An 11,972-nucleotide genomic window follows, 5' to 3' on the forward strand; every position below is an offset into this window, starting at 1 on the left:
GTCAGCGATGCAGCTCTGCTTCATTCGCCGGACGGCATGGTTGGGCTCTTTCCCTTCTAGAAGGCAGCGCCCATCTCAGCGCATCTGGCAGCGTAAGGCTCCAAGCTGTGAAATCGTGCCCTCCGTCAAACTCGACATAACGAGGGTGGTAGCCGTGTCGTAGCAATGCGTCTCGAAACCGCTTCACCCCTTCGATCTGGGAGATGACCTGCAAAACATCCTCTTTGTGCAGAACGTTCTCCTGTATCTCTTGAAGACCGACATCCAAGTAAAATTCTGTTTTTGGCTTGGGATCCAGTTTCTCGAAATATTCGATAATCCAACAATCGTTTGACCAGAACGAGCCGGACTGGGCAATCACTTTCGTGAATCGGGATTGATTCATCATCGACACATAAGCCGCGGCCAATCCTGTATAGCTCAGACCCGCGATAACACGCTCCCTGGCTCCGAGCGCGCTAGGATAGGCTCCCTCAAGCCACGGAAATAATTCATCTTCGATGAACTGCGCGAACGGTGCGTGGCAGGGACACTCCACCCACCGGGAAGCGGCGCTTTCCATTGAGACAAAGACAAAAAGTGAACTGTCGATGTCACCGTTGGAATCTAGGGCGTCGATGATCGAAGTCGCGCCAACACGGTCTCTGTAAAGCTCCGCGTCCAGAAACACCGTCACGTTCGTGGCCCAATGCTCTGGCTCACGCACCCATATCGCCCGCTCATTCGCAAGGTGGACGCTCTTTAACGTGTGCTGGGTTTCTTTCATTTTTTGCCCGGCTTTATATTAGCGGACATAAATATCGGCTCAATTCCTGGAGGGCCGTATATTTCCCGACTATGACTGAACCAGTATTGCGAAGGGCTGCTTTTGGCTTAACCGCGCCGTTGAACTGCGAGTGCGCCATCGCACATGCGGCAGGCGCCCATCTTAACCGCAAAACATCGCATCAAGCGCAAAAGTCCGGATTGAATCCGTCGGACAATGTCAGATTTCGCCCTTCAGCTCACGGCCGGTATGATCGGCGAGACGGCCGCGATTCTGTCAAGGATGCGAAGCATCGGCTGCGCCGGCGCGAGCTTTAGCTCGCGTCCTTGACAGGATCGACCCGCTCGCCAAACTCGCAGCCGAGAAATGAATGGCGCATTGCTATTTCTCGGCGGCAGCGTCCGAAATCCCAACGCCAACCTGTAGCCCTTTTACTGCAGAGCGCGTTCCGATTGGATGGATTCGTCCAATCGAAAAGAACAGGCTCCAGTTCAATCAGCTGGAGCCTGTTCTGATCGAAAAAGTCGATCAACCTTTTCGGAAGATGTCTAGGCGCTCTCCTTCGCGCGCACGGCGCGCTTGCGCTCATTGGGGTCGAGATAGGTTTTGCGCAGACGGATCGACTTGGGCGTGACCTCAACGAGCTCGTCTTCCTCGATATAGGCGAGCGCCCTTTCCAGCGTCATCTTGATCGGCGGGGTGAGCCGCACCGCCTCATCCTTGCCGGCGGCGCGAATATTCGTCAGCTGCTTGCCCTTCAAGACGTTGATCTCAAGGTCGTTTTCGCGCGTATGCTCGCCGACGATCATGCCACGATAGACCTTCCAGCCCGGCTCGATCATCATCGGGCCGCGATCCTCGAGCTTCCACATGGCGTAGGCGACCGACTCGCCATTGTCGTTCGAGATCAGAACGCCGTTGCGGCGCCCGGCGATCTCGCCCTTCCAAGGCGCATATTCATGAAACAGCCGGTTCATGATCGCCGTGCCGCGCGTATCCGTCAAAAGCTCGCCCTGATAGCCAATGAGGCCGCGCGTCGGCGCGTGGAACACAAGCCGCAGACGATTGCCGCCGGACGGACGCATCTCGATCATCTCGGCCTTGCGCTCGGCCATCTTCTGCACGACGACGCCGGAATGCTCCTCGTCGACGTCGATCACGACCTCCTCGATCGGCTCGAGCAGTTGCTTGCCGCTTTCATCCTTCTGGAAGACGACCTTCGGCCGCGAGACGCCGAGCTCGAAACCCTCCCGACGCATGGTCTCGATCAGGATCGCGAGCTGCAGCTCACCCCGGCCTGAGACGATATAGGAATCCGAGCCGGGCGAATCCTCGACGCGCAGAGCGACATTGCCCTCGGCCTCCTTGTAAAGGCGATCGCGAATGACGCGACTCGTCACCTTGTCGCCTTCGGTTCCGGCAAGCGGCGAATCATTGACGAGGAAGGTCATCGACAAAGTCGGCGGGTCGATCGGCTGGGCCTGAAGAGGCACGGCGACGTCGGGCGCGCATAAAGTGTCGGCGACGTTGAATTTCTCGAGCCCGGCAATGGCCACGATGTCGCCCGCCTCGGCCTCGTCGATCGGGGTGCGCTCAATGCCGCGAAACGCCAGGATCTTGGACACCCTGCCCTGCTCGACGACATTGCCGTTGCGGTCGAGGACCTTGACGCTCTGGTTCGGCTTCACCGAGCCGGCGAACACGCGGCCCGTGATCAAGCGGCCGAGATAGGGATTGGCCTCGAGCAGAGTGCCGAGCATGCGAAAGCCGCCCTCTTCGACGCGCGGCGGCGGCACGTGATCAAGGACGAGGTCGAACAAAGGCGCCATGCCGTCCTGCGGGCCGTCCGGGCTCGTCGCCATCCAGCCTTGCTTCGCCGAACCATAGAGGATCGGAAAATCGAGCTGCTCGTCGGTCGCGTCCAAGGCGGCGAAGAGATCGAAGACCTCGTTGACCACCTCGGTGACGCGCGCGTCCGGCTTGTCGACTTTATTGACCGCGACGATCGGCCGAAGGCCGATCTTCAGCGCTTTGCCGACCACGAATTTCGTCTGCGGCATCGGCCCTTCGGAAGCGTCGACGAGAACGATCGCGCCGTCGACCATCGAAAGGATGCGCTCCACCTCGCCGCCGAAATCCGCATGGCCGGGCGTGTCGACAATATTGATGCGCGCGTCCTTCCAGGCGATCGACGTCGCCTTGGCCATGATCGTGATGCCGCGCTCTTTCTCAAGATCGTTCGAATCCATCACCCGCTCGGCGACGCGCTGATTTTCGCGAAACGCGCCCGATTGCTGGAGCAGGCGATCCACCAACGTCGTCTTGCCGTGGTCGACGTGGGCGATAATAGCAATATTCCGAAGATTCATTGGTTCGCCATGTCTAATTTGAAGCCGCTGAAATCAAGCCGCAGGGATTTCCGGACAGATCTCGAATTTGGATGCGCACAACCCATCTGCGCCGAGGCGGCGCAGGGAAGCGCCCTCGCCCGGAGCCCGCGCACAATTCCCAAGGACGAGCTGGCGCGATGCTTGATATATGGGGCGGCGCTTTCGCAGTCGCAGCATCCCATATACGAAACCATTTGATTTGGAAACCTCTTATGCGCCGCTCGAACGAAGCCTTCATGAACGCGCAAGCTAGAGCGCGTTTCGATTGGACGCCGCCGTCCAATCGACAAGAACGCGCTCCCGATTGTTATGTTGGAGCATGTTCCAGGCGCTCAGGAGCCCTATGGCGATGGACGGTCTGACGCTTTTCGGCTTGTTCGCGGTCAGCGCGATGCTGGCGACCTATGCGCTCGAAGGCAAAAGCTCGTGGTTTGTCCTCGGCTTCGCCTTGGCTTGCGGTCTCGGCTCGATCTACGGCTTCCTGCAAGGCGCTTGGCCGTTCGGCCTCGTCGAGGCGATTTGGAGCCTTATCGCGGCGCAACGATGGCGCGCGCGGCGGCGCGCGGCGGGTCCAAACGACTCTATTCGTTGACGAGGCGCGGCGCGAAGCGCGTGCGCACGGGAGCTTCAAAAAACCGGCGCCGGTCGGCGATGGCGTGACGCACCTGGTTGAGCGCGAGGCCGGTCGCGGCGAGGCGATTGCCGCTCAGGGCATGGCTCGCGTCGAGAGCTAGCGCCATGGCCAAAAGCTCATCCGCCTCGCGTTCGAGCTCATCCAGCGCATCGAGGCGGGCGGCCTCCCGGCTGTGTCGGATGATCTCCATGAGACGCAGCAGGATCCGCTCGAAATCCTCGCCTTGTCGCCGGTTGAGCTTAGCGACAACGGCCGCCGCGCCCGTGCCGAACAGGCTGAGGATCATAGCCCCGATATAGATGAAGTCGCTGTAGGTCTCGAAGAAGCCTTTTTCCTCGTCGTCGAGATAGGCGATGGTTCCGGGATGGACCGGTAGAGCGGCGCCCTTGTCGGTCGGCGGCGCCTCGATGCGGTTCGCCACGGGCACCTGCACGGCGATGTCCGGGCGCTCGTCCAGCAAAAGCCGAGTCAGTTCGGCGACCGTTTGATTGTCGAGACTATGCCGCGCGACGAGCCGGGTGCTCGCGCCGAGCGTGTCGAGATCGGCCGCCGGACGAGGCTGCGCGCCCCCGAAAGCGCCCCGCGTCACCTCCATCGCTTCGAAATTCGGCGAACGCTGGGCGATGGCCTTGGCTTCGGCGATCGGAATGAAATTCGGCGCGCCGCCCCCGGCCTCGGCGATGGCCGCAATCGCGCTGGCCGCAGCCGCCGATCCAGGCGCCTCGATTACGAGAACGGCGTCGACTTCGCCATGAGAGATCGCGCTCGGCAGATCCTCAAGCGCGAGCGCCACCTTTCGGACGGAAGCCGACGGGACGTCATATTGTGCGAGCGCAGCGTCAAGAAGGCTTTGGCCGCCGGTCTTTCCCACCTCCTCGCCTAAGAGGACGCCGACCTTCTTACCGCGCAGATCCTCGATCGACCGCGCTTCCGACGACGCTGGCGCGACCAGCAGAGCGGCGTTCCGGCGCATGATCAGCACCGTTTGTCCGCCCGACGGCATCGCGACGTCGCTGCGCACGACCGCGAGATCGGCCCGCTGGTCCTCGAGCGCCCGCGCGCTCTCAGCCAAAGTCTCGACCACGACTGGCTTGAGGCGAATGCTCGTCTTGTCCTGAGCCAATTCCTGCGCCGCAGCCGCGAAGATCGCCTGATCGGCGCTAGCGCGCGTCACGGCGACGCGAAGCACGGTCGGGCGTTCATACGAATAGACGGCGGCCCCCAATGCGCCGATAACGACGAAGGCTCCGCCCGCGGCGGCAAGCTTCAGAGCGCGCATTCCAGACTCCCTAGAGGAACCTCAAAGCCGAACCGGTCGCCGGCAAACACGCCTTCGGTCCCCCGACCCGAAGCGTCATTTCAAATTGTCGCCGCCCCCGCGCATTCCCAAACTTCCAATCCTAACGAAACTTCAAAACAAGGCAGGATCATGAAAGATCCCTTAATGGAATCACGCCTCGCTTCGCGAAAGACTTAAAGCATCACTCGCGCCAAAGCCTCGGAACCCGCATTCCCTCGCGAGATCAAGCGCCGGCCGCCACCCGAGGCCGCCTTAAAGCAAACGCCAAGGCGGCTGCCATTTAAGACGCAAGAACTCGAATCATCATCAAATTCGCTTGAAATTGCGTCAATCTTCAGGCTGGCGCGAAGCTATGCCGCGCCGTCGGCGCGACTCTCGGACTGCTGCGCCAAGGCGTCCTGCTGGGCGGCGAAGGCGCCGATCAGAATGACGCAAGGGCCGGAGAAGTCCTCGGCGAGAACCTTACCCGGAAGATCGGCGATCGTTCCCGCGACGCTGCGCTCGTCCGGCCAAGTCGCGCGCTCGACGAGAAGCGCCGGCGTCGACGGATCGAGCCCTTGCGCCAGGAGCCGCGCCGACAAGACGCCGAGCGTCTTCAGGCCCATATAGACGACGCTCGAAGCGCGCGGATCGCACAGCGACCGCCAGTCAATATCCTCGGGCAGCTTGCCGTCATGTGCGTGGGCGGTGATGAATTGCACGCGGCGCGCCCGGTCGCGCTCGGTCAGGGAGATTTTCAGGGAGGCGGCGGCGCCGAGGGCGGCGGTGACGCCTGGCACCACCTCGACTGGAATTCCCGCCGCGCGCAGCGCCGCGATCTCTTCATTGGCCCGTCCGAAGATCATCGGATCGCCGCCTTTCAGGCGCACCACACGCTTGCCGCTCGCCGCGAGGGACATCATCAGCGAGACGATATGCTCTTGCCGGCAGGACGGCCGATAGCCGCGCTTTCCAACCGAGATCCGTTCGGCCTCGCGCCGCGCCATCTCGACGACGCCCGGCGCGACAAGATCGTCGAATAAGACGACATCGGCGGATTGCAGGACCCGCAAGGCTTTCAAGGTCAGAAGCTCGGGATCGCCGGGGCCGGCGCCGACCAAAGCGACGGAGCCAGTTCGCGCGGGAAGCGCGCCCGCTCTCGCCGCGTCCAAGAGCGCCGAGAAATCATCCGCCTCGGGGGCTGAACGCCCCGCATCGAGGGTCCGGGCGCTGAAAAGCTCCCAGAAGCGCCGCCGCGCCGACGCCGGGAGATCCAGTCCTTTCAATTGTCGCCGCCAATCCTTGGCCGCGCCGGCCCAGAACTTGACCTTATGCGGCAGCATGGCCTCGAGCCGGCCGCGCAGCGCCTGGGCGAGAACGGGCGCGCCTCCCCCTGTCGAAATGCCAATGACGAGAGGCGATCGATCGACGATCGCGCCGAATTGAAAATCGGAAAAAGCCGGCTTGTCGATAATATTCGCCGGCGCGCCGGCGGCTTTGGCCATGGCCTTGAAATTCTCGGCTTGAGCCTCCCCCTCGACATCCGCGATCGCGAGCGCGGCGCCGCGGAGGTCCTCGGGCTCGATCGGGCGCCGGACCAAGCGCGCTCCCGACACGCGCTCGACGAAGGCGCAAAGCTCGGCGCAAGGATCGGGGCTATAAATATCGAGCTCGGCCCCGGCCGCGTGGAGCAATTCGGCCTTCCAAAGCGCGGCCTTGGAGCCTCCGGCCACCACGGCCCGCTTGCCTTCGAGCCCGAAGAAAACCGGAACGCTCGCCAAGCCCCGCGCGAGCGGTAGCTCCTCATCCGCTAGGCTCCGTGGCGGCTCCGCCTTTTTCATGAAAGCTGTTTCGTCCTGTTTTAGCCCCGAGGGACCGTTTAAAAACTCCGCCTGCCTCGTCCCGAGACCTGCGCTTTAGCTGACGCCCGCACGATTCAAGGCGGCCTTTTCAAAATCGGCCAAGGCCGACTTTAAACAATTTCAGGGTCTGATCTCGACAAAGGCCGAAATCGGTGGGCCTCCTCGCCGCGAGGCTTTTGAAGGATTGGCGCGTTCTCAAACGGCCTCTATGGACGCGAGGCACCCGAACGATTGGCCAGTTTGACTTGCACCGATCAATGGGACGGCTATAAGACGTGCGGCCCCGTTCACACGCAGACTATTGAAGGTTTCTAGTCAGTTTTCAAGCACGGTATTATCGGCACCAAAAGTTAGCCGCAAATATATGCATCTACGTCGCTGAACTCTAGCCCCGCGATAGTAACTGCCAGAACCCTGACATTTTTGGCGAGGCGATCAACGGATGTTGAGCCGATTTTACCTCATGTTATTTCTTTCCGTTTGTTCAGTTGGCGCGGCACAATCAATGCCACTATCGTCAAATCACATTGAAAACAAGACCTATCCACGGCCAACAAAGAATACAGGCATACAGCAACTACCCGCTGAAAGTGGCCAGCATCCTACATCTTCTAACTCCACAGATGGCCACGGAAATGCCGGTAAAGGCAGCAACAACACATTCGATAAAGTGTCGCCAGATTTGATTGTTGCCTGGTTCACTGGAATGCTCGTCGTTGTGGGCGCGGCTCAAGTTTGTTTGTTTTTTTGGCAATTGAGGCTAATCCGAGAAAGCCTCGCTGACGCTAAGGAATCCGCCGATGCTGCGGCTGAGGCGGCAAAGGCAGCTACTGAACAGGCCATCATAGCTAAGCGAACCTTTGAAGACCGGGAGAGGCCCTATATTTTTGTCTTCGGCGTGAAATATATTCAGCGGTCTGGAGACCCGTTTTCAGGCGGATTCATCGTTGAATACAACATTGCTAATTATGGCAGTACACCTGCCATAATTGATGAGGCATATATTGGGGTCGTTCGTAGTCAAGATATGCCGCCGGCACTCCCATCGCCAATTTACGACGGCCATTCTCTTCTCTCTTCGCCGATATTCCCATCCGGAGAAAGACGCGACAACCTCTTTATGCATGTTCCAGATGGCATTATTGTTGGAGATGGCGGCGGTGAGATAGTTGCCTTTAACAATAACGGGTCGTCCGAAAATTATCCAATCCCAATTTTTAACGATCCCGATATGCCTATATTTTTTAGAGTTCTGATTAAATATCGTGGGACATTTAGCAGCGGCCACGAAACAGCAGCACTCTGGATATATGATCATGCGTTTAATACATTCACCCAAACTCGGGAAAAACTCTATAATTATATACGTTAGCAACACCCGGCCAGACGAACCAAGTCATTATGGCGCTCATGGTTTATGTTAAGTCTGGGTCTTAATAAGCCGGAACGCCGGGAGCCGCCGCAATCGACGCCATGGGGACGAACGCGTGAAGCGCAAGGAAAACAGATCGAAGCCCGTGGCCTCGCTCCTCGCCGCGTGGCTCGCATGCGCCGCAAGTCCCGCCGCAGCCGCGCCGGACATCTTGGCCCCGAGCTTCTGGGATCCCCATCATCGCGTCGAGAAGCCGGAGGCCTCGGATCTCCGCAGCATCCGCTTCCTGACCGAGGACGATTATCCGCCCTTCCATTTCGCCCTGCCGGGCGGCGCGCTCGCAGGGTTCGACGTGGACCTCGCCCGCGCCATTTGCGAAGAGCTGAAAATCCCCTGCACGATCCAGGCCCGCAGGTTCGACACGCTGATCGACGCGCTCGAGGACAATCAGGGCGACGCCATCATCGCGTCGCTTCGGATCGACGCGCAATCGCGGGCGAAACTTGACTTTACGCTGCCCTATTCGATGACCCCCGGGCGTTTCGTCACGCTGAAGACCAGCCCGATCGCCGAGGCCACGCCGGAAAGCCTGCGCCGGAAAACCGTCGGCGTCGAGACGCATAGCGCGCATGAAGCCTATTTGGAGACCTTTTTTCCAGAGGTCGTGCGCAAGCCCTACGCCTCGCAAAAAGCGCTGCGCGACGCGCTCCAGGCCGGCGAGATCGACGCGCTCTTCGGCGACGGCGCGTCTCTCGGGTTTTGGCTTCAAAGCGACGAGGCGCAGGCTTGCTGCGCCTTTCGCGGCGGCCCTTTCCTCGACAGCCGGTTCTTCGGCGAAGGAATAGGAATCGCGGTCAAAAAAGGAAATCCGAGGCTGCGCCAGGCGCTCGACTACGCCCTCGCCGCGCTAGCCGCCAAGGGCATCTATACCGACCTCTATCTCAAATATTTCCCGTTGGGATTTTACTGAGGCTTTTCAAGCGCGGCGCCAACCTCCTCAAAGCAAGGCTTCGAGGTCCCGGGCGGCGTCTTTCGGCGGCTTCGAAAGATTGAACGCATTCACGAAGCGACCGCGCTTATCCATCAGATAGACGACGCCGGTGTGATCGACGAGGTAATCGCCCTTGGCGTCCGGCGCTTCGCGCATATAGACCTTGAACGCCTTCACCACGGCCTCGATCTGCTTCGCGTCGCCGGTCAGTCCGATGATGCGCGGATCGAAATTGTCGAGATAGGCCTTCAAAGTCTCCGGCGTGTCGCGCGTGGGATCGACAGTTATGAAGAGGGCGGCGATCTTCTTGTCGGGCCCCAGCTCCTTGAACACTTGGGAAATGTCGAATAGCGCCGTGGGACAAAGCTCGGGACAATGCGTATAGCCGAAAAAGACCAGATAGGGACGCCCTTCGAGCTCCTTATTGGTCACGACGCGGCGATCCTGGTCGATCATCGAGAAAGACCCGCCAATCGAGGCCGAGCCCAGTTCGGCGCGACGCGCGATTCCGCTATAGGCCAAGGTCGCAAGACCGGCGAGGCCCGCGACAAAGCCAGCCACGACAAAACCAAGGCGACGGGCGGCCTTGGCGGAGGTCTCGGACGAATTCCGGCGTGAAGCTTTAGTCATTGAAGAAGCTTACCAAACCAAGCTCGGGATTCCAATGCGACATAGGATAACGCAGGCGCGAGGCGTTGAAAACGGAACAGCCACACGCGCCGCGGTCAAGCCTCTGGCGACTCGGCTTGCGCCCGCTAACTGGATGTTATACTGTTACAAGCATGCAGAGGCGCAATGACCATGGCCATGAAAGCCGGCCGGCGGCGCCGGAACTCGCTGGATTCTCATTGTTTCGCCTGTCCGCCTCGGCGCGCTTCGGCGGCGCCGCGGTCTTGATCACCGGCCTTTGGGCCGCGGTCTATTGGGCGCTTCATTGATCGAGCCGAAACCCCTCGTCCCCAGGAATTCCATGACGGCCGCGATCCGCTTCGACGATTTGACGCTGGGCTATGACCGCCATCCGGCCGTGCACCACCTCGACGGCGAGGTCGAGGCCGGAACGCTCCTTGCGATCTGCGGCCCCAATGGCGCCGGCAAATCGACCTTGCTCAAAGGGATCGTCGGCGCGCTTGCGCCGCTCAGCGGCGCGATCTCGCTCTCGCGCGTGAAGCCGCGCGACATCGCCTATCTGCCGCAAGCCGCCGACATTGACCGAAGCTTTCCGATCGACGTCTTCGACGTCGTCGGCATGGGCCTTTGGAAACGGATCGGCCTCTTCGGCGGGTTTTCCGCGCGCGACGAAGAGAAAATCCACGACGCTATCGCCGCTGTCGGGCTTCGCGGCTTCAAGCGCCGGCCAATTGCAACCCTCTCGGGCGGACAATTGCAGCGCATGTTGTTCGCGCGGCTCCTCATTCAGGACGCCGCCGTCATTCTTCTCGACGAGCCCTTCACCGCGATCGACTCGAAGACGACCTCCGACCTTCTGGATCTCGTCGCGCGCTGGCGGGCGGAAAAACGCACCGTCCTCGCCGTCTTGCACGATCTCGATCTGGTGCGGCGGCATTTCCCGCAAACGCTTCTGCTCGCGAGGCAGACCATCGCCCAAGGCCGCACCGAGGCGGTCCTCACGCCGGAAAACCTGCTCAAGGCGAAGGCGATGATCGAGTCTTTCGACCGACAGGCGCATGCCTGCGAACGCGCCGCCTAGCGCGGGATGAGGAAAAGTGGAAACCGGCCTTCCGTCCCATCCCGCTCCATATAATTGAGCCTCCGGCGCATGTTCAGCGAACTCTTGATCTCACCCTTCGTCGAATTCGCCTTCATGCGGCGCGCCCTGGTCGGCGCGACCGCCCTTGCGCTCGCGGGCTCGCCGCTCGGCGTGTTCTTGATCCTTCGCCGCATGTCGCTGACCGGCGACGCCATGGCCCATGCGATTCTGCCCGGCGCCGCGATCGGCTATCTCTTCGCCGGACTGTCGCTCGGGCCGATGACGATCGGCGGCCTCGCGGCCGGCCTCATCGTCGCTGTCGGTTCGGGCGTCGTCGCCCGCGCGACGATCCTCCGCGAGGACGCCTCGCTCGCGGCCTTTTACCTGATCTCGCTCGCGCTCGGCGTGACGCTCGTCTCGATCCGCGGCTCGAACATCGACCTCTTGCATGTGCTCTTCGGCAGCGTTCTCGCCCTCGACGACGCGACTCTCATCCTTCTCGCCGCGATCGCGAGCGTGACAATGGCCGGCCTCGCCTTGCTCTATCGGCCTTTGGTCATGGAGACCGTGGACCCCGGCTTTCTCGCCTCCGTCAGCCGCGCGAGCGGACCCACGCAAATCGCCTTCCTCACGCTTGTGGTCTTGAATCTCGTCGGCGGATTTCAGGCGCTCGGAACTTTGCTCGCTGTCGGGATGATGATGCTGCCGGCGGCCTCCGCAAGGCTGATCTCCCGCGACATGACGGCGATGATCGCGATCGCGGCCGCGCTCGGATGGCTCGCCGGCTATGTCGGCCTCGTTATTTCCTTCCACGCGAGCCTTCCGTCCGGCCCGGTGATCATCCTGACCGCGGGAGCGCTCTACCTCCTGGCCTTGATTTTCGGACCCGCCGGCGGCCTCCTTCGCGGCCTCAAGCCGAGAAGTCATCTCGAAGCCTGATCGCGCACGGCCCATTTCAAAACCCTTG

The 11,972-nt window shown here is 61.0% G+C and carries 11 protein-coding genes; 6 read left to right on the plus strand and 5 right to left on the minus strand.

Annotated features, from left to right (window positions below; translation table 11 throughout):
• Nucleotide 1: 1 nt before the first annotated feature.
• Entirely contained in the window at nucleotides 2–766 is a 765-nt protein-coding gene (locus tag METAC_RS0113540) for an alpha/beta hydrolase (RefSeq protein ID WP_026607464.1), read from the minus strand.
• Nucleotides 767–1,314: 548 nt separating this feature from the next.
• Nucleotides 1,315–3,135: a translational GTPase TypA gene (gene typA / locus METAC_RS0113555; RefSeq protein WP_026607466.1), complete on the minus strand. Its 1,821-nt coding sequence runs from the start codon at nucleotides 3,133–3,135 to the stop codon at nucleotides 1,315–1,317.
• A gap of 370 nt (nucleotides 3,136–3,505) precedes the next feature.
• On the opposite strand from typA, the gene METAC_RS0113565 reads away from it, so the two are divergent.
• On the plus strand, nucleotides 3,506–3,748 hold the full coding sequence (locus tag METAC_RS0113565) for a hypothetical protein (RefSeq protein ID WP_026607468.1): 243 nt from the start codon (nucleotides 3,506–3,508) through the stop codon (nucleotides 3,746–3,748).
• Here the strand turns inward: METAC_RS0113565 and METAC_RS23605 are convergent.
• Nucleotides 3,738–5,069, minus strand: a complete 1,332-nt coding sequence (locus tag METAC_RS23605) for a TAXI family TRAP transporter solute-binding subunit (protein ID WP_051335565.1) — start codon at nucleotides 5,067–5,069, stop codon at nucleotides 3,738–3,740. The genes METAC_RS0113565 and METAC_RS23605 overlap by 11 nt on opposite strands.
• Before the next feature lie 371 nt (nucleotides 5,070–5,440).
• The gene (gene cysG, locus METAC_RS23610) at nucleotides 5,441–6,910 is read right to left on the minus strand and encodes a siroheme synthase CysG (protein WP_051335566.1); all 1,470 of its coding nucleotides are present in this window, start codon (nucleotides 6,908–6,910) and stop codon (nucleotides 5,441–5,443) included.
• 484 nt (nucleotides 6,911–7,394) lie between these two features.
• Here cysG and METAC_RS0113580 point away from each other — a divergent pair, with 484 nt between their 5' ends.
• Together METAC_RS0113580 and METAC_RS0113585 are read left to right on the plus strand one after the other, a co-directional pair.
• A complete protein-coding gene (locus METAC_RS0113580; protein WP_156898216.1) occupies nucleotides 7,395–8,303 on the plus strand; it encodes a hypothetical protein in 909 nt (302 codons plus the stop codon).
• Between the two features lie 115 nt (nucleotides 8,304–8,418).
• A complete protein-coding gene (locus tag METAC_RS0113585) occupies nucleotides 8,419–9,273 on the plus strand; it encodes a transporter substrate-binding domain-containing protein (protein WP_026607470.1) in 855 nt (284 codons plus the stop codon).
• A 27-nt stretch (nucleotides 9,274–9,300) separates the two neighbouring features.
• Here the strand turns inward: METAC_RS0113585 and METAC_RS0113590 are convergent, their stop codons facing one another.
• Nucleotides 9,301–9,924 carry an SCO family protein gene (locus METAC_RS0113590; RefSeq protein ID WP_026607471.1) on the minus strand — a complete coding sequence of 208 codons (624 nt, stop codon included), beginning with the start codon at nucleotides 9,922–9,924 and terminating at the stop codon, nucleotides 9,301–9,303.
• A gap of 152 nt (nucleotides 9,925–10,076) precedes the next feature.
• Here METAC_RS0113590 and METAC_RS26505 point away from each other — a divergent pair, with 152 nt between their 5' ends.
• From METAC_RS26505 to METAC_RS0113605, 3 genes are all read left to right on the plus strand, one after another.
• Entirely contained in the window at nucleotides 10,077–10,232 is a 156-nt protein-coding gene (locus METAC_RS26505; RefSeq protein WP_156898217.1) for a hypothetical protein, read from the plus strand.
• A 32-nt stretch (nucleotides 10,233–10,264) separates the two neighbouring features.
• Entirely contained in the window at nucleotides 10,265–11,005 is a 741-nt protein-coding gene (aztA, locus tag METAC_RS0113600; RefSeq protein ID WP_026607472.1) for a zinc ABC transporter ATP-binding protein AztA, read from the plus strand.
• Nucleotides 11,006–11,074: 69 nt separating this feature from the next.
• Nucleotides 11,075–11,944: a metal ABC transporter permease gene (locus METAC_RS0113605; RefSeq protein ID WP_026607473.1), complete on the plus strand. Its 870-nt coding sequence runs from the start codon at nucleotides 11,075–11,077 to the stop codon at nucleotides 11,942–11,944.
• Nucleotides 11,945–11,972: the final 28 nt, after the last annotated feature.

It is taken from the genome of Methylocapsa acidiphila B2, assembly GCF_000427445.1.
GTDB lineage: Bacteria > Pseudomonadota > Alphaproteobacteria > Rhizobiales > Beijerinckiaceae > Methylocapsa > Methylocapsa acidiphila.